Genomic DNA, 17,129 nt, shown 5'->3' on the forward strand with positions numbered 1-17,129 from the left:
GGAGGATTCCCCCTATGGGTTTGTTCGGAAGAAAAAACAAGGAAAAGATGGAAAACGGCCTCAAAAAGACCCGCACCGGCTTTTGGGGCAACATCATCAACACCCTCACCGGGGCCGAGATCACCGACGATCTCTACGATGACCTGGAGGAACAGCTGATCCTGGCCGACGTGGGCGCCGAGGTGGCGCTCCACCTGGTGGAACGGCTGCGTGAGGAAGTGAAGAACCAGCACCTCAAGACCGGCGACCAGGCCATGGACGCCCTGCGGGAAATCCTGCGGGAGGAGATGGAGCCGGGCACCGAGATGGACCTGAGCGGCCATCCCGCCGTCATCCTGGTGATCGGCGTGAACGGCGTGGGCAAGACCACCAGCATCGCCAAGCTGGCCAACTATTACCGGGAGCAGGGCCGCCGCGTCATGCTGGCGGCAGGCGATACCTTCCGTGCTGCGGCCAGCGAACAGCTGGACATCTGGGCCGGGCGGGCCGGGGTGCCCATCGTCAAGGCCGGCGAGGGCGCCGACCCGGCGGCGGTCATCTTCGACACCGTCAAGTCGGCCCAGGCCCGGGGCTATGACATGGTGATTGCCGACACCGCCGGCCGTCTGCACAACAAGGCCAACCTGATGGCCGAGCTGTCCAAGATCAGCCGCAGCGTCCGCAAGGCCGCCCCCGACGCCAGCCTGGAAACGCTGCTGGTGCTGGACGCCATCACCGGCCAGAACGCCATCAGCCAGGCCCGGGAATTCTGCCGGGCCGCCGACGCCAGCGGCATCATCCTGACCAAGCTGGACGGCACCGCCAAGGGCGGCTGCGTGGTGGCGGTCAAGCGGCGGCTGGGCCTGCCGGTGCGGTTCATCGGCGTGGGCGAGGCCATCGACGACCTGCTGCCCTTTGATGCAGCGGGCTTTGTCGAGGAGCTGCTGCCCCGCAAATGGAGGAGCTGACCATGAAAATCTGTGCAGCAACCGGCAATCCCGGCAAGCTCAAGGAGCTGCGCCGGATTCTGGAGGCCCAGGGCCATCAGGTCCTGAGCCAGAAGGAGCTGGGCCTGGACCTGGACCCCGAGGAGACCGGCACCACCTTTGCCGAGAATGCCGCCATCAAGGCGGCAGCCTTTGCGGCGGCCAGCGGCCTGCCCACCGTGGCGGACGATTCGGGCCTCTGCGTGGAGGCGCTGGACGGGGCGCCGGGGGTCTACAGCGCCCGCTACTGCGGCCATCACGGGGATGACGAGGCCAACAACGACAAGCTGCTGGAGGCCATGCGGGATGTCCCGGCGGGAAAGCGGGGCGCCAAGTTTGTCTCGGCGGTCTGCTTCCGGATGCCGGACGGCCGCACCCTGACCTGTATGGGCGAGTGCCCCGGCCAGGTGGCCTTTGACCGGCAGCCGGGGGACTATGGCTTTGGCTATGACCCTCTGTTCATCCCCGACGAGCGGGGCACCGCCGACGGCGGCAAGCGCCCCAACACCGAGCGGGACAGCTATGCCCAGCTCACCCCCGACGAAAAAGATGCCATCAGCCACCGCGGCCGCGCCCTGGAGGCGCTGGAAGCCCGGCTGGAGGCGTTCCTGCAGGAAAAGTAACGTGTGAGATCCGCCCAGGGCGGAGGACATAAAAGGAGAAATCGTATGCTGACAAGTAAACAGCGCGCCATTCTGCGCGGCAAGGCCAACACCATGGACCCGGTCTTTCAGATCGGCAAGGGTGAGATCGACCAGACCCTCATTGACGCTGTGAAGGCCTGCCTGGACGCCCGGGAGCTCATCAAGCTGAAGGTGCTGGAGACCAGTATGTACAATGCCCGGGAGGCCTCCATCGTTCTGGCTGAGGCCACCGGCGCCGACTGCGTGCAGGTGATCGGTTCCAAGTTTGTGCTGTACCTTCAGAAGAAAAAGGACAGCGCCTACGCCGACCTGCTGAAATGAAGGTCCTGCTGTATGGCGGCACCTTTGACCCGCCTCACAACGGCCACCTGAACAATTTGCAGGCGGCGGCGGAGCGGGTGAGGCCGGACCAGGTGGTGGTGATGCCGGCGGGGGTGCCCCCGCACAAGGCGGCCAGCTCCACCCCGGCGGCCCTGCGCCTGGAAATGTGCCGCTGTTTTTACGCCCTGGAAGGGACGCCGTATCTGCCCCGGATCACGGTCAGCGACTGGGAAATCCGCCAGGCGGCCGCCGGACAGCGCAACTATACCGTTCGGACCATCGAGATGCTGGGCCAGACCTATCCGGAGGCCCGGCTGTATCTGGCGGTGGGCAGCGATATGCTGGAATCCTTCCAGGCGTGGTACCGCTGGCAGGATATCCTCCGCCTGGCCCAGCTGGTGGTGGTGAGCCGGGAAATCGGGGACGACTGTGTTCTGCACAGCGCCGCCCGGGCCCTGGACCCCACCGGCAGCCGCATCCTGATGACCCAGGTGGAGGCCCTGCCCATGGCCAGCCGGGAGATCCGGCGCCGGCTGGAAGCGGGGGAGGACTGTGCCGCCGCCCTGCCGGAGCAGGTGCGGCAGGTGATCCGGCGGGAGGGGCTGTACACCGGCCCCGGCCATGAGGCCATCCCGCACCCCTGCCAGCATCCGGAACCCTGATTGGATCAAGAAAGGAAGGCTGCTCTATGGATCTGAAGGAAGCAAAAGATGTGGCCCGCAAGCGCCTGGGGGACAAGCGCTACCGTCACACCCTGAACGTGGAAAAAATGGCCGTCAAACTGGCCGAGCGCTACGGCGCCGACTGTGACCAGGCCGCGCTGGCGGCCCTGCTCCACGACACCGCCAAGGAAATGCCGGTGGCGGACCAGCTGGCGCTGCTGCGGGCCCATCCCGACCTGGCAGGGAACACCGAAAACCGCCCCACCCCCATTTGGCACGGTGTCTGCGCGGCCATCCTGGCCAAAACCGAATGGGGCGTCACCGACGAGGCGGTTCTCTCGGCGGTGGCCTGCCACACGGCGGGCAAGCCGGGGATGACCCTGCTGGACAAGATCCTCTTTCTGGCCGACATGACCAGCGCCGAGCGGGACTTCGACGGGGTGGAGGAGCTGCGGAAACTGGAGATGGAGGACATTGACCAGGCCATGTACCAGGCTCTGGACCAGTCGGTCTCCTTTGTGAAAAAGGGCGGCCGGCCCCTGGACTCCATGTCCGCCGCCGCCCGGGAGGACTTCCGCAGGATTCTGGACCAGCGGGCCTGAATTTGACCTATCCGTGAAGGTTTGTCAAAACGGATTGCAGATTCTGCCCGAGAATGCTATACTACTAAGAGATTGCGCCGCCAGCATGCAGGAAACCCCTTCCCCCAGGCTGCGGCGCACCGGCTTTGGTTTTGGGGCGCTGCCCCGGCCAGAGGTTAAGAAGAAAGAAAGTGACTGCGTCCTTCCCGGTGGCACGGGATGGATGAATTTTGAAGGAAAGTGATCGCCTGCCCCGGACAGGCCGATGAAGGAGACAAGCTATGAGTGGAACGCCTCGCCGCATCAATACCGACCGTTCACTGGGAACTCCCACTGCAGGGAGCGGCGCAGGGGGCAGCGTTCCGCCCCGCCCGCCCGTCCGGCCCCAGGGGCCGGCGCCGCAGGAGGATGACGGCCAGAGCTTCTTCCGGATGGAGTCAGGGGAGGACAGCCGCCCGGCGGCCCGTCCGGTTCCCCAGGAGCGGACCGAAAGCCGTCCCGCCCATTCGGCCGGCGGCAATGGCGGCGGCAAGGAGCCGCCCCGCCACACCGGAGGCTCGGGCGGCCATGGCGGCGGACGGAAGCGCAAGCGCCGCCGCTCTCCCATCTGGCTGCCGCTGGCGGTGGTGCTGGGCGTGGTAGCCCTCATCGGCTGCGGCGTGGTCTATGCGGTGAATTACGTCAACCGGGTGCAGGAGAGCATCCGCCCCGAGTCGGACGCCCCCTCCATTGTGGAGGAAATCCAGACGCTGGAGGAGTACAAGGGGGATGTGGTCAACATCCTGGTCTGCGGCATCGACTATGAGGAAGGCCGCGCCTACGGCGACGGCAGCAACGACGGCATGACCGACATGATCCTCTACTGTCAGTTCGACATCAAGAACGGCGCGCTGCGGATGCTGCAGATCCCCCGCAACACCCTGGTCACCACCGAAAACCGCACCATCACCCTCTCCAGCGGCAAGACCTACAAGGCCTCCAACTACCAGATCAACTCGGTGGCCCTGTCCAACGGCGGCAGCATCGCCGCCCTGGCCGAGGTCATCTACGACCAGTACAAGCTGCCCATCGACTATTACGTCTCCATCAACATGGAGGCCCTCACCGAGGTGGTGGACAACTTCGGCGGCATCGAGGTCTATATCCCCCAGGATATCGAGTACAACGGCAGCTACCTGGCCAAGGGCTACCGCAACCTGGACGGCGCATCGGCGGAGTTCTTTGTCCGCAACCGCCACGGCGCAGGCTATGAGAACGCCGACATCGACCGCCTGAACATGCAGCGCTACTTCTACGCCGCCCTGTTCAAGCGGGCCCGTTCCATGGGCATTCAGGACATCCTGAACCAGATGCCCATCATCTTCAACAACTATATCCAGACCGATATGGATCTGATTACCCTGGGCAAGCTGGCCGTCTCCTTTATGAAGGTGGACAGCGCCAACATCATGATCGCCCAGACCCCCGTCTTCTCGGGCGGGGTGCCCTATATCGGCGCCACCGACATCTTTGCAGGCTACTCCTGCGTGGTGCCGGATGCCGGCTCCATCGCAGAGCTGCTCAACACCTATTTCCGCATCTACACCGGCCCGGTCAGCGAGGATGAACTCAACCTGACCACCGACCATTGGCCCCACGGGTCGATGTCCACCAGCGCCAACATTCAGTTTATGGGCCAGCTGGACAAGGAGTCGGACGACGCCATTCTGGAAGGCGACACCGACGTGCAGGGCGCAGTGACCACCGACGGTCAGCCCGCAGGCGGGCAGGCCGCTCAATAAAATCTCAAGAGAAAGGGTTCCTATGGAAAATCTGAACGACAGCAAGACTCTTGCCATCCGCATCGCAAAGATCCTGGATAAGAAAAAGGCACAGCAGATCCGTGTGCTGAAGGTGCAGAATCTGACCGTTCTGACCGATTATTTCGTCATCACCTCCGGTACCTCCACCACCCAGGTGGCGGCCCTGGCCGACGAGGTCCAGTTCCAGCTCTCCCAGGAAGGGGTTGAGCCCTATCACACCGAGGGCTTTGACTCCAAGAACTGGATTCTGCTGGACTACTCGGGGGTGATGGTGCACGTCTTTGTCCCGGGCACCCGCACCTATTACGACCTGGAGCACCTGTGGGCCGACGCCGAGACGGTGGACGTGTCCGAGTGGCTGGATCAGGCCGGCGAGGACGCCCAGTGACAAGCCCCAACCCGAGAGGGAAGCAATATAAAGCAACACCAAGTAAGTCAAAAGTCTGGAGCTGATACGAGATGAAGTATGATTACAAGGCCGTCGAGGCCAAATGGCAGAAGGTGTGGGAGGACGAAAAGACCTTCCACGCTGAAGTGGACCATTCCAAACCCAAGTTCTATGCGCTGGTGGAGTTCCCGTACCCGTCGGCTGCCGGCCTGCATGTGGGCCATCCCCGCAGCTACACCGCCCTGGACGTGGTGGCACGCCGCCGCCGTCAGTGCGGCTACAACGTTCTCTACCCCATGGGCTGGGACGCCTTCGGCCTGCCCACGGAAAACTACGCCATGAAGAACCACATTCACCCGGCCATCGTGACCAAGAACAATGTGGACCGCTTCCGGGCACAGCTCAAGTCCCTGGGCTTCTCGTTTGACTGGGACCGCGAGATCAACACCACCGACCCTGAGTACTACAAGTGGACCCAGTGGATTTTCCTCCAGCTGTACAAGCACGGCCTGGCCTACAAGAAGGAAATGAACGTCAACTGGTGCACCGGCTGCAAGTGCGTCCTGGCCAACGAGGAAGTGGTCAACGGCGTCTGCGAGCGGTGCGGCAGCGAGGTGGTTCACCGGGTCAAGAGCCAGTGGATGCTCAAGATCACCGAGTACGCCGACAAGCTGATCGACGGCCTGGACGGCCTGGACTACATCGACCGCGTTGTGGCCCAGCAGAAGAACTGGATCGGCCGCAGCTACGGCGCTGAGATTGACTTCGGCACCACCACCGGCGACACCGTGACCGTCTACACCACCCGGTGCGACACCCTGTTCGGCGCTACCTACATGGTCCTCTCCCCCGAGAACGCCCTGCTGGGCCGCTGGATGGAGGAGGGCATCATCCAGAATGCCGACGCCGTCAAGGCCTACCAGGCCGAGGCCGCCCGCAAGAGCGACTTTGAGCGCACCGAGATCAACAAGGAAAAGACCGGCGTCCGCCTGGAGGGCGTCATGGGCATCAACCCGGTGAACAACCAGGAGATTCCCATCTTCATCTCGGACTACGTCCTGGCTACCTACGGCACCGGCGCCATCATGGCTGTGCCCGCCCACGACAGCCGCGACTGGGAGTTCGCCAAGAAGTTTGGCCTGCCCATTGTGGAGGTTGTCAAGGGCAAGACCGAGTCCAACCTGGACAAGGAGGCCTTCACCGACGTGGCCACCGGCACCCTGGTGAATTCCGGCTTCCTGGACGGCCTGTCGGTCACCGACGCCAAAGAGAAGATGGCCGCCTGGCTGGAAGAAAACGGCAAGGGCCACAAGAAGGTCAACTACAAGCTGCGCGACTGGGTGTTCAGCCGTCAGCGTTACTGGGGCGAGCCCATCCCCATGGTCAAGTGCGAGAAGTGCGGCTGGCAGCCTCTGCCCGAGAGCAGCCTGCCCCTGACCCTGCCCGACATCGTGGACTTTGAGCCGGGCCCCGACGGCGAGAGCCCCCTGGCCCGCCACACCGACTGGGTCAAGACCACCTGCCCCTGCTGCGGCGGTCCCGCCGTCCGTGAGACCGACACCATGCCCCAGTGGGCTGGCTCGTCCTGGTACTTCCTGCGGTATATGGACCCCCACTGCAAGGACGCCATCGCCTCCAAGGAGGCCCTGGAGTACTGGTCCCCGGTGGACTGGTACAACGGCGGCATGGAGCACACCACCCTGCACCTGCTGTACAGCCGGTTCTGGCATAAGTTCCTGTATGACATCGGCGTGGTGCCCACCGCCGAGCCCTACCAGAAGCGCACCTCTCACGGCATGATCCTGGGCCTGAACCCCCACAACTTCGCCAACCTGCCCGCTGAGGAGCAGAAGAAGCTGCTGGAGGAGTACGGCAGCCAGAAGGCCGCCGAGAAGGCTCTGGAGGAGAAGTACGGCGAGATGAGCCGTCACCCCGTGGTCAAGATGTCCAAGTCTCTGGGCAACGTGGTCAACCCCGACGACGTGGTGGACGCCTACGGCGCCGATACCATGCGTCTGTATGAGATGTTCATGGGCGACTTTGAGCAGGCTGCCCCCTGGCAGACCTCGGCCATCGCCGGCTGCAACCGCTTCCTGGACCGCGTCTGGGGCCTGATGGACAAGCGGGTGGAAGGCGAGGGCTACCGTCCCGCCGTCGAGACCCTGATGCACCAGACCATCAAGAAGGTGGGCGCAGACATTGAGGGCCTCAAGATGAATACCGCCATCGCTCAGCTGATGACCCTGGTGAACGCCCTGTACGACAACGGCGGCGCCACCAAGGCCGAGTTTGAGACTCTGGTGCAGCTGCTGAACCCCTTCGCTCCCCACATGACCGAGGAGCTGTGGGAGAAGCTGGGCCACAGCCACGACCAGCAGCTGGCTTATTATCCCTGGCCCAGCTACGACGAGGCCAAGTGCGTGGAGTCCACCGTGGAGATCGCTGTGCAGGTCAACGGCAAGGTCCGCGCCCGCCTGAGCGTCCCCGCTGACATCACCGCCGAGGACGCCATCGCCACCGCCAAGGCCGAGCCCGCTGTGGCCGAGGCCCTGGCCGGCAAAACCCTGGTGAAAGAGATCTACGTCAAGGGCCGCCTGGTCAATCTGGCCGTCAAAGGCTGATCCCACAGACCCCTGAAGGACTCTTTTCACGATTTGTTCAGAAAGTGGAGCGGAAAAACTTCGCCAAAAAGGTTGACTGAAACGCAAAAATGCGTTATACTGTCTCTGTTAGTTACCATGTAACAACGAAATTCCCGCCTCACGGTCCAAGGGAGGGATAAGATGTCGGAAATTCGTGTTAAAGAGGGCGAGTCGCTGGAAAGCGCACTGCGTCGCTTTAAGCGGAGCACTGCCCGCAGCGGCGTGCTCGCAGAGGTTCGTAAGCGCGAGGCTTACGAGAAGCCCTCTGTTCGCCGCAAGAAGAAGTCGGAAGCGGCCCGCAAGCGCAAGTACAAGTAATTGAGCCTTGCCCACGGTCCTGATGACCGCTGCGTTGCTAACGCCGATGTGGGAGAACCCTGTTTGGGGTTCTCCCATTTTTGTTGACCTGCTGCTCTGCAAAGGAGTTTTGCCTTTATGCTCATCACCCCGGAATATGTCTTTCAGGACGTGACCCACATCACGCCGGCCTTCCTGGCCGGCAAGGGGATCACCGCCCTGGTTCTGGATATCGACAACACCCTGACCGACGACGGCAGCCAGGAGCTGAGCGAGGATGTAGCAGCCTGGCTGGACACCATGCGCCGGGCCGGCATCGGGCTGACCATCGTGTCCAACGGCACCCCCCGGCGGGTGCGGCCCTTTGCCGAGAAAATCGGCCTGGACTACGTCTGCTGGGCGGCCAAGCCCCTGACCTTGGGTCTGTCGGTGGCCCGGCGGCGTCTGGGGGTTCCCCGGAGCCGGATGGCTATGGTGGGGGATCAGCTCTACGCCGACCGGATGGCCGCCGCCCTCTATGGCATCCCGGCCTTCATGGTGGTGCCCCGCGGCCCCGACCGGGGCGCCCAGGTCAAGATGAAGCGCAAATGGGAGCGCAGCCACTGGCAGGCCTATTATGACCGGGGAGGGAAGCTGCTGTGACCGAGCCGCAGATCCGTTTCGGCCCTGCCGGCATGGGAGACAGCTTCGCCGCCCAGGGCTACAAGACCAGCCTGGATATCCCCGCCTATACCGCCGGCATGGGCCTGAACGCCTTTGAATACCAGTGCGGCCACGGCGTCCGCCTGGCCGAGGACAAGGCCCGCAGAATGGCCGCCCTGGCGGCGGAAAAAGGGGTGGTGTTCAGCGTCCACGCCCCCTATTATATCAGCATGTCCAGCCTGGACGAGGAAAAGCGTCTGGGCAGCATCCGCTATCTGCTCCAGAGCTGCGCCCTCTGCCGGGCGCTGGGCGGACAGAGGGTGATCTTTCACCCCGGCAGCTGCGGCAAACAGAGCCGCGCCGCCGCCCTGGAAAAAGCTCTGGACACCCTGCGCCGGGCCATGGAAGCTCTGGACGAGGCCGGCTACGGCGACATGACCCTCTGCCCCGAAACTCTGGGCAAGATCGGCCAGCTGGGCGACCTGGAAGAAGTGCTGGCCCTGTGCCAGGTGGACAAGCGTCTGGTGCCCTGCATCGACTTCGGCCACCTGAACGCCCGCACCCTGGGCGGCATCCAGGGCAGGGAGGACTATGCCGCCATTCTCGACCGGCTGGGTGAGGCGCTGGCCGATGACCGTGCGCGGCAGTTCCACGTCCATTTTTCCCGCATCGAGTTTTCCGCCGGCGGGGAAAAACGCCACTGGACTTTTGCCGAGACCCAGTACGGCCCCGAACCCCAGCCTCTGCTGGAACTGGTGGCCCAGCGGAAGCTGGCCCCCGTCATCATCTGCGAGAGCGCAGGCACCCAGGCGGAGGACGCCCGGGCCATGCAGCAGATGTGGAAAGCCGCACAAGGCGCTGTTTAAGCCGCCTTTTTGCCCCTTTTTTGCCGAAACCCCTTGCCAAACAATGCGCAATTGGGTACAATATTCTTAGATATGCGCGAGCATGAGATACTAAATTAATGGAGGAATTCCTTATGATTTCTGCAGGCGAATTTCGCAATGGCGTGACCTTTGAGCAGGACGGCCAGGTTCTCCAGGTCGTTGAGTTCCAGCACGTCAAGCCCGGCAAGGGCGCTGCCTTTGTCCGCACCAAGACCAAGAACGTCATCACCGGCGCTGTCATCGAGACCAGCTACAACCCCACCGCCAAGTTCCCTCAGGCCTTCATCGAGCGCCGTGAGGTGACCTACAGCTACCAGGACGGCGACCTGTACCACTTCATGGACAACGAGACCTACGACGATATCCCCGTCAACGCCAGCGATGTCCCCGATAACTTCAAGTTCTGCAAGGAGAACGAAGTCTGCAAGCTGCTGTCCTACAAGGGCAAGGTTTTCAGCGTCGAAATCCCCAACTTCATCGAGCTGACCGTCTCTGAGACCGAGCCGGGCATCCGCGGCAACACTGCCACCAACACCCTGAAGCCCGCTACTCTGGAGACCGGCGCCACCATCCGTGTGCCTCTGTTCATCAACGAGGGCGATGTGATCCGCATCGATACCCGCACCGGCGAGTATATGGAGCGCGTCTAATCTGACACCAAGCCGGGCTTGCGGGCTGACCGCCGGTCCGGCTTTTTGATTTTCACAGGGAGGGATAGACTATGGAACTGATCGAAAAAGCTGCCTATCTTCAGGGCTTGCTGGAAGGCCTGGAGCTGGACGAGTCCACCAAGGAAGGCAAAGTTTTTCACGCAATGAGCGATCTGCTGGCCGATATGGCCGCCACCATCAAGGCCCTGGAGCAGGACATCACCCAGGCGGAGGACCATCTGGAAGCCCTGCGCGGCAACGTTGAGGAGCTGCAGGCCGACGTCTACGAGGACGACGAGGAGGACGACTCCGAGGCCCCCTGCTATGAGGTGGATTGCCCCAACTGCGGTGAGACGGTCTACGTCACCGAGGAAGATCTGGACGCCGGCGAGGCTTTCTGCGCCAACTGCGGCTGCACCTTTGAGGTGGCCCTGGACGACGCAGAGGAGGACGACGACCAGGCCCAGGAAGATCTGGAGGCCGAGGACGCCAGCTATGAGGTCACCTGCCCGCTGTGCGGCGCTGTGACCGTGCTGAGCGAGGACGAGCTGCTGTCGGGCAAGGCCCGCTGCGCAGGCTGCGGCAAGCCTCTGGAGATCGATCTGCCGGCAGAGGAGTAAAGCTCCCCCCGGCGTGCCCCCCGCAGGCAAAACCCAAACAAAAAACCCCCGCCCGGTCAAACGCCGGGACGGGGGATTTTTTTGCGCTTACGAAAACCTGAAAAGCTTCTCCATGCAGCAGGTCATCAGCGGGTGGCGGCCAGGGCCTTTTCCAGCCAGATGGAACCGATGTCCAGGGCATTGTACAGCCCGTGGCGGACCGACTGGCGGGCGGTGCGCTCCTTGATGGGCTTGGACAGGTCGGTGGACAGGAGGGTGACCTGGACCTTGTCGGGGGTCTCGTTGCCGTCCACCGGGGCGGTGGTCAGGATCTGGAGATAGAGCACATAGGGGTCGGTCATCCAGCCGTAGTAGAGCTCATTGTCCTTGCGGACGAGGGGCTTGCCTTTATAGGTCATTTTGGGTTTATAGGACATTCCAAAGCCTCCCTTATCTTTGAAGCCCGCTGCCCGGAGCAGCCGCACAGCTGGGCTGATTATAAAAAACTCTCTCTTAGTATAACATAAAAGCAAAGGCTTTACAAATGATAAATTTGCGAATGCCTCCGCAGCGCCGCAGATTGGACGCATCTTCGATGGAAAAAACCGATGTCCGGGGCTTTGCCCGGGCCGGTGCGGACGGTAAATCCGCGGGTGAAAAGAAGCGAAAAAAGGAAACCGTCCCGCGCTTGCGGCTGCACGGGACGGTTCATTGCGGTATTCGGTTTGGTATGAGGAGGAATCATGTGTTACAGGTAGCGGTTGCGGCCCCGCCGTCCCTGTGTCTATAAGATACCAAAGATTTATACATAAACTGTTTTGAATCTATGAATCTTTTGTAAACTCTAACCATCTTTTTCCCCATTGGTCCGCCGCAGGGAGAACCGGGGTTATTCGGGAGCCTTCATGCTCTCCACCATGCTGATGTTCCGCACCTGACGGCGCATCATCCGGCAGACCGCCACCGTGAACAGCAGGGTCAGGGCCACGCTGTACAGGAAGCTGGTGGGCTCCAGAGCGCGAATGAACATCATCTGTTCCGACTCCACGGTACGGATGACAAACTGGTGCATGGGGGCGCCGATGAGCAGGCCCACCACGGCGCCGATGAGGCTCAGCAGCTCAATCTCCCGGAAGATATAGCGGTAGACTTCCTTGTCAAAGAAGCCCAGCACCTTGATGGTGGCCAGCTCTTTTTTCCGCTCGCCGATGTTGACGCTGATGAGGTTGTACAGCACCACCGCGGCCAGGGCTGCCGCACAGGCGATGATCAGCAGAACCACATAGTTGATGCAGGTGATGGTGCTGTCGTACATGGCGGCGGTGTCGGCGGTGAAGGAGGTGCTGGCCACATAGTTGCAGCCCAGCAGGACGGTGCTCAGGTTCTCCCGGTCCGAGTCGGTCTCACAGGAGGTGGACACATAGACGGTGTTCCATGCGGGATCGGTCACCAGGCGGTCCAGGGTCTTCTGGGTCACATAGAGGTAGGCTCCCAGATAGTTCTTGGCCACGCCGGTGAGGGTCAGCTCCACATAGGAACCGTTGGTGCCCTGCACCCAGAAGGTATCTCCGGCCGACAGGCCCAGCAGCTCGGCGGTCTTTTCGCTCAGCACCACGCTGCCGTCGGTGAAGGGCAGCTCATTGCCCGTGCGGCTCTCCAGGGTGAAGTACTCGGTCAGCTTCTGGGGGGCCTCGGCGGCCACCAGGGTGACGCTCAGCTCGTTGCTGCCGTCCTTGGTGTCCGACACCGAGACGGTGCGGGTGTAGAAGGCGCCCCAGCTCTCCACCTCATCCCGGGAGGTGAGGGCCTCGGTGAGGCCGCCCTCCACTTCCAGGGCCTTGTCGCTGGACAGGGAGATGGTCAGGTCGGCCTTCTGGATGGTGTCATACTGCCGGGTGACGATCTCCACAATGGAGTCCTGCAGGCCAAAGCCGATCAGCAGCAGGGCGGTGCAGCCCGCCACGCCCAGCACCGTCATATAGAACCGCTTTTTGTAGCGGAACAGGTTGCGGGCGGTGGTCTTCTGGGAGAAGGTCATCCTGCGCCACAGGGGGCGGATGCGCTCCAGGAAAATCCGTTTGCCGGCGGCGGGAGCCCGGGGCAGCAGCAGGGCGGCGGGTTTCTCCCGCAGGGAGACCCGGCAGGCCGCCAGGGTGGTGAGGCCCACCACGCCGGTACTGATGAGGATGCTCATGACTGCCAGGCCGGGATAGACCCGCAGCTGGAAGGTGGGCAGGTCAAAGACGGTGGAGTAGGCGAACCAGATGACGGCGGGCAGGCCGTAGAAGCCCAGGATCATGCCGCCGGCACAGCCCAGCAGCCCGGCGGTGATGCCGTAGACCAAATACTTGGCGGTGATCTCCCGGTCGCTATAGCCCAGGGCCTTGAAGGTGCCCATCTGGGTGCGGTTTTCCTCCACCATCCGGGTCATGGTGGTGCTGGCCACCAGGGCCGCCACCAGGAAGAAGAAGATGGGGAATACCCGGGCGATGGACTCGATGCGGTCGGCGTTCTGCTCGAACATGACCATCGAAACCACGCTGCCCCGGTCCAGGACGTACCATTCGCCGCTGGTGATGTCGTCCACCTGTTCCTGGGCGTCGTTCAGCTGCTGACGGGCGTCGGCCAGCTGGGCCTCGGCGTCGGCCTTCTGCTGGGCGAATTCCGCGGCGCCCTCGTTGTACTCGGTCCAGCCCTGGTCCAGCTGGGCGCGGGCGGATTCCAGCTGTTTTTCGGCGGCGTCAAAGGCGGTCCACGCCTGGGCGTTGCCGGTGTTCAGGGCCAGCTGGCCCGAGAGAAGATCCAGTTTCATCTGCCGCAGGGCGGCTTCCGCCTCGGTCACCAGTTCCTCGTTGGACAGGTTGGGGGAGGAGATCAGGCCCTGCTGGTACATCTGGCGCTTGCCTTCGTCCAGCTGGGCCTGGTAGTCGGCCAGCTGCTGATAGGTGGAGTCATAGAGGGCCTGGGCACGGGCCAGCAAGTCCCGCAGCTCCACATAGTTGACGTCGTCGGGCTCGGCCTCCTCCAGGGCAGCCTCGGCATTGGCCAGAATGCCCTCGGCGTAGCCCAGCATGGGGTCGGCCACGCTTTTCAGGGTGACCAGCTGTTTGATCTGTTCCAGTTGGGCCTCAAAGTCCAGCACCTGCGCCTGGGCGTCCACCAGCTGGTCGGCGCCGCTGGCCATGGAGTCGGGCAGAGCGGCCTTCTGGGCTTCCAGCTGGGCCAGGCCGCTGGCGTATTCGGCCTCGCCCTGATCCAGCTGGGCTTTGGCGTCGTCCAGCTGCTGCTGGGCCTCGGCCAGCTGGGCCTGGGCTTCCGCTTCCTTGGCCTCAAACTCGGCCCGGGCGTCATCCAGCTGGGCCTGGGCGGAGTCAATCAGGTCGTTCCGCCGCTGGTCCGACTGCTGGGCGCTGATGGCTTCCAGCCGGTCCATGACGGTGTCCACGGCGGCCTGGTATTCGTCGGAATAGTTGTCGTACTGGGCGGCGTCCGCCACCTTGATGTAGCAGGAGGCGTAGTAGTCCATGGTCAGACTGCCGTCGGGGGTGTAAATGGCCATCCCCAGAGCGCCGTTGCCGGCGGTGGTGCTCTCGGTCTCATTGGAGAAGTAGAGCGGGTCTTTGACAAAGCCCACCACCGTCAGGGTATCGGTCTCCACGTCGGAGGCGCCCGACAGGGTGATGACGTCCCCCAGCCGGATGCTGGAGGCCGCGCCTGGGTCCAGCACCTGGACCACGCACTCGCCGGAGGCCTCGGGCATCCGGCCCGATTCCAGCACCAGGCGGTTCATGGTGGCCTCGTCGGTGAGGGTGGGGTAGACCGGCAGCTGCTGCACCCGCACCGCCAGGGTATTGCCCTTGCGGTAGCTGGCCTCACAGTCCACCGATTTCACCGGCATGACGGCGGCCACGCCTTCCACCGCCGAGATGGCCTCAATGTCCTTTTCGCTGAGGCCCAGGGTGGACACCACCCGGATATCAAAGACATTCTGCTGGGTGTACCAGGTGTTGCCGGCCCGGCGCATGCCGGGGGCGACGCTGAGCAGGCCCGACAGCATCATGACACCCAGCAGGACGATGCCGAACACCGAGGCAAAGCGGCTTTTACTGGCGGAAAGTTCCCGCCACATATTTTTCCGATAGGTCTTTTTCACATTGGCTCACCACTCGATCTCTTCCACCGGGACAGGGTGCTCGTTCACCTCGTTGGAGATGATCTGGCCGCTTCGCACCTGTACGATCCGGTCGGCCATACCGGTTAAGGCTGTGTTGTGGGTGATGACGATGACGGTACGGCCGGTCTTGCGGCAGGTATCCTGCAGCAAAGCCAGCACCGACTTGCCGGTCTTGTAGTCCAGAGCGCCGGTGGGCTCGTCACACAGAAGGATCTTGGGGTTTTTGGCCAGGGCGCGGGCGATGGCCACGCGCTGCTGTTCGCCGCCCGACAGCTGGGCGGGGAAGTTGTTGAGCCGCTGGCCCAGGCCCACGCTTTTCAGGGTTTCGGCGGGGTCCAGGGGATTGCGGCAGATCTCGATGGCCAGCTCTACGTTTTCCAGGGCGGTGAGGTTCTGCACCAGGTTATAGAACTGGAACACAAACCCCACGTCGTACCGGCGGTAGGCGGTGAGCTCTTTTTCGTCAAAGCGGCTGACCTCGGCGCCGTCCAGGACAATACGGCCCTCGTCGCAGCGGTCCATGCCGCCCAGCATGTTCAGCAGGGTGGTCTTGCCAGCGCCGGAGGGGCCCACGATGACGCAGAACTCCCCCTTGTTGACATGAAAGGTCATGTGATCCGCCGCGGCGACCCGGACGTCGCCGGTCTGGTAGTATTTCGACACGTCCGAAAAACTGACAAATGCATCCATGGATACCACCTTCGCTTTCCGTATCTTTGCGCGCCGCGCAGGCGCGTTTCTTTTGCTACTCTAATAGTACAACAAACTGCCCTGCGGATGCAAGGTTAAGCCGTTTGTTTTAATGCAAACTTTACAAATCACCCCGCTTTTTCGAGAAAAAGCTTGGCAAAAAGCTTTACTGGGTACCATGAACTCTGGCCGCTCTTTATACACCCCTGCCGGCGGCAAACACGCCTTGCTCACACGACGTTTGCGCCTGCGGCGCGGTACGATGCATGGTTTTGTGGGGACTGATTCATCTGGTGCCGCTGACTGTTGCAGTCCTCACCAGGTCCTGCCGGAGGTCAGGTTTCAGCGCACTATGAACTCTGGCCGCTCTTTATACACCCCTGCCGGCAACAAACACGCCTTGCTCACACGACGTTTGCGCCTGAGGCGCGGTACGATGCCTGGTTTTGTGGGGACTGATTCATCTGGTGCCACTGACTGCTGTCGTCCTCGCCAAGTTCTGTCGGCGGCCAGGTTTCAGCTGCTTTATCACTTTATGAGGTTCCCGGCCTGCGGCCCTGTGCGTCCGGGAACCGTGCAGTCCGATCTTTGGGGAACCATCGGCAGGGCCCCGAGCGGATCATGGAAGTCGGTGGTACGATGAAATCAGGCCAGGGAAAACCTTGTATCGCATCGCGCCACAGACGCAAACGCCGGGTGCCTTCTAGAGCGGCTGACAATGCTTGACCTGTAAAATCGGGTTTTGAGTCCGTTTGCATCGTACCGGGGCGCAGCCCCAGACGCCGGGAGCCTTCTAGAGCGGCTGACAATGCTTGACTTGTAAAATCAGGTTTTGAGTCCGTTTGCATCGTACCGGGGCGCAGCCCCAAACGCCGGGTGCGAGCCTGGGCGTAGAGGTCCCGCGGAAGTGCCGGAGACCCGGAAAGTGTATGGTACCCAGTGAAGTTTTTTGCCAAGCTTTTTTTCAAAAAAGCGGAAAAGTCGGGGGTTGACTTTAGGGGCGTAGAGTGATAAAATAAGCGCAATGTTAGCAATCAACCAAATGCGCTGACGGGGAAAAATCGAAGGATGTCCCGCTTGCAGAGAGCCGCCGGGTGGTGTAAGGCGGTGTGGGAACTTTCGGCTACTGGCCCCTGAGCAGCGAAGCTGAACGATCATTTCCAGTAGGCTTCGACGGATGCCCAC

16 protein-coding genes and 1 other annotated feature (1 of these 17 only partly in view) are annotated in these 17,129 nt (G+C 62.5%); of the genes, 13 read left to right on the plus strand and 3 right to left on the minus strand.

Annotation, left to right across the window (positions count from 1 at the left end; translation table 11 throughout):
- Nucleotides 1-14 precede the first annotated feature (14 nt).
- From ftsY to B5F27_RS01030, 13 genes are all read left to right on the plus strand, one after another.
- Complete coding sequence (gene ftsY / locus B5F27_RS00970; RefSeq protein ID WP_087248089.1) at nucleotides 15-947, plus strand: signal recognition particle-docking protein FtsY; 933 nt, start codon at nucleotides 15-17, stop codon at nucleotides 945-947.
- A 2-nt stretch (nucleotides 948-949) separates the two neighbouring features.
- Complete coding sequence (gene rdgB, locus B5F27_RS00975; RefSeq protein ID WP_087364170.1) at nucleotides 950-1,588, plus strand: RdgB/HAM1 family non-canonical purine NTP pyrophosphatase; 639 nt, start codon at nucleotides 950-952, stop codon at nucleotides 1,586-1,588.
- A gap of 45 nt (nucleotides 1,589-1,633) precedes the next feature.
- Complete coding sequence (locus B5F27_RS00980; RefSeq protein ID WP_087248087.1) at nucleotides 1,634-1,930, plus strand: YhbY family RNA-binding protein; 297 nt, start codon at nucleotides 1,634-1,636, stop codon at nucleotides 1,928-1,930.
- Nucleotides 1,927-2,592, plus strand: coding sequence for a nicotinate (nicotinamide) nucleotide adenylyltransferase (nadD, locus tag B5F27_RS00985; RefSeq protein WP_087248085.1), 666 nt, complete (start codon nucleotides 1,927-1,929; stop codon nucleotides 2,590-2,592). Before B5F27_RS00980 ends, nadD begins: the two co-directional genes overlap by 4 nt.
- A 26-nt stretch (nucleotides 2,593-2,618) precedes the next feature.
- Nucleotides 2,619-3,194, plus strand: coding sequence for a bis(5'-nucleosyl)-tetraphosphatase (symmetrical) YqeK (gene yqeK / locus B5F27_RS00990; RefSeq protein ID WP_087248083.1), 576 nt, complete (start codon nucleotides 2,619-2,621; stop codon nucleotides 3,192-3,194).
- Nucleotides 3,195-3,454: 260 nt separating this feature from the next.
- Nucleotides 3,455-4,954, plus strand: coding sequence for an LCP family protein (locus tag B5F27_RS00995; protein ID WP_242962017.1), 1,500 nt, complete (start codon nucleotides 3,455-3,457; stop codon nucleotides 4,952-4,954).
- Nucleotides 4,955-4,976: 22 nt separating this feature from the next.
- Nucleotides 4,977-5,363, plus strand: coding sequence for a ribosome silencing factor (gene rsfS / locus B5F27_RS01000; RefSeq protein ID WP_087364011.1), 387 nt, complete (start codon nucleotides 4,977-4,979; stop codon nucleotides 5,361-5,363).
- Nucleotides 5,364-5,434: 71 nt separating this feature from the next.
- The gene (gene leuS / locus B5F27_RS01005; protein WP_087248078.1) at nucleotides 5,435-7,984 is read left to right on the plus strand and encodes a leucine--tRNA ligase; all 2,550 of its coding nucleotides are present in this window, start codon (nucleotides 5,435-5,437) and stop codon (nucleotides 7,982-7,984) included.
- 162 nt (nucleotides 7,985-8,146) lie between these two features.
- The gene (gene rpsU / locus B5F27_RS01010) at nucleotides 8,147-8,323 is read left to right on the plus strand and encodes a 30S ribosomal protein S21 (protein WP_087170910.1); all 177 of its coding nucleotides are present in this window, start codon (nucleotides 8,147-8,149) and stop codon (nucleotides 8,321-8,323) included.
- 117 nt (nucleotides 8,324-8,440) lie between these two features.
- Complete coding sequence (locus B5F27_RS01015) at nucleotides 8,441-8,944, plus strand: YqeG family HAD IIIA-type phosphatase (protein WP_087248076.1); 504 nt, start codon at nucleotides 8,441-8,443, stop codon at nucleotides 8,942-8,944.
- Nucleotides 8,941-9,810, plus strand: a complete 870-nt coding sequence (locus tag B5F27_RS01020) for a TIM barrel protein (RefSeq protein ID WP_087364014.1) — start codon at nucleotides 8,941-8,943, stop codon at nucleotides 9,808-9,810. Before B5F27_RS01015 ends, B5F27_RS01020 begins: the two co-directional genes overlap by 4 nt.
- 113 nt (nucleotides 9,811-9,923) lie before the next feature.
- The gene (gene efp, locus B5F27_RS01025) at nucleotides 9,924-10,481 is read left to right on the plus strand and encodes an elongation factor P (RefSeq protein ID WP_087248073.1); all 558 of its coding nucleotides are present in this window, start codon (nucleotides 9,924-9,926) and stop codon (nucleotides 10,479-10,481) included.
- Nucleotides 10,482-10,552: 71 nt separating this feature from the next.
- A complete protein-coding gene (locus tag B5F27_RS01030; protein WP_087364017.1) occupies nucleotides 10,553-11,101 on the plus strand; it encodes a CD1247 N-terminal domain-containing protein in 549 nt (182 codons plus the stop codon).
- A gap of 125 nt (nucleotides 11,102-11,226) precedes the next feature.
- Here B5F27_RS01030 and B5F27_RS01035 read toward each other — a convergent pair whose 3' ends face one another.
- The 3 genes from B5F27_RS01035 to B5F27_RS01045 form a co-directional block, all read right to left on the minus strand.
- Complete coding sequence (locus B5F27_RS01035) at nucleotides 11,227-11,517, minus strand: hypothetical protein (protein WP_087248069.1); 291 nt, start codon at nucleotides 11,515-11,517, stop codon at nucleotides 11,227-11,229.
- A gap of 452 nt (nucleotides 11,518-11,969) precedes the next feature.
- A complete protein-coding gene (locus B5F27_RS01040) occupies nucleotides 11,970-15,233 on the minus strand; it encodes an FtsX-like permease family protein (protein ID WP_242962019.1) in 3,264 nt (1,087 codons plus the stop codon).
- A 6-nt stretch (nucleotides 15,234-15,239) separates the two neighbouring features.
- The gene (locus tag B5F27_RS01045) at nucleotides 15,240-15,944 is read right to left on the minus strand and encodes an ABC transporter ATP-binding protein (RefSeq protein WP_087248067.1); all 705 of its coding nucleotides are present in this window, start codon (nucleotides 15,942-15,944) and stop codon (nucleotides 15,240-15,242) included.
- A gap of 1,038 nt (nucleotides 15,945-16,982) precedes the next feature.
- Nucleotides 16,983-17,129 (plus strand) — a binding site (T-box leader) (it continues 125 nt past the right edge of the window).

The sequence above is a fragment of the Faecalibacterium sp. An192 genome (genome assembly GCF_002160175.1).
Taxonomy (GTDB): Bacteria; Bacillota; Clostridia; order Oscillospirales; family Ruminococcaceae; genus Faecalibacterium.

Coding starts and splice junctions, on each gene's coding strand:
- B5F27_RS01030 (WP_087364017.1), top strand. CDS start 10,553: ATGGAACTGATCGAAAAAGCTGCCTATCTTCAGGGCTTGCTGGAAGGC.
- nadD (WP_087248085.1), top strand. CDS start 1,927: ATGAAGGTCCTGCTGTATGGCGGCACCTTTGACCCGCCTCACAACGGC.
- ftsY (WP_087248089.1), top strand. CDS start 15: ATGGGTTTGTTCGGAAGAAAAAACAAGGAAAAGATGGAAAACGGCCTC.
- B5F27_RS00995 (WP_242962017.1), top strand. CDS start 3,455: ATGAGTGGAACGCCTCGCCGCATCAATACCGACCGTTCACTGGGAACT.
- efp (WP_087248073.1), top strand. CDS start 9,924: ATGATTTCTGCAGGCGAATTTCGCAATGGCGTGACCTTTGAGCAGGAC.
- rdgB (WP_087364170.1), top strand. CDS start 950: ATGAAAATCTGTGCAGCAACCGGCAATCCCGGCAAGCTCAAGGAGCTG.
- leuS (WP_087248078.1), top strand. CDS start 5,435: ATGAAGTATGATTACAAGGCCGTCGAGGCCAAATGGCAGAAGGTGTGG.
- B5F27_RS01015 (WP_087248076.1), top strand. CDS start 8,441: ATGCTCATCACCCCGGAATATGTCTTTCAGGACGTGACCCACATCACG.
- yqeK (WP_087248083.1), top strand. CDS start 2,619: ATGGATCTGAAGGAAGCAAAAGATGTGGCCCGCAAGCGCCTGGGGGAC.
- rpsU (WP_087170910.1), top strand. CDS start 8,147: ATGTCGGAAATTCGTGTTAAAGAGGGCGAGTCGCTGGAAAGCGCACTG.
- B5F27_RS00980 (WP_087248087.1), top strand. CDS start 1,634: ATGCTGACAAGTAAACAGCGCGCCATTCTGCGCGGCAAGGCCAACACC.
- rsfS (WP_087364011.1), top strand. CDS start 4,977: ATGGAAAATCTGAACGACAGCAAGACTCTTGCCATCCGCATCGCAAAG.
- B5F27_RS01035 (WP_087248069.1), bottom strand. CDS start 11,517: ATGTCCTATAAACCCAAAATGACCTATAAAGGCAAGCCCCTCGTCCGC.
- B5F27_RS01045 (WP_087248067.1), bottom strand. CDS start 15,944: ATGGATGCATTTGTCAGTTTTTCGGACGTGTCGAAATACTACCAGACC.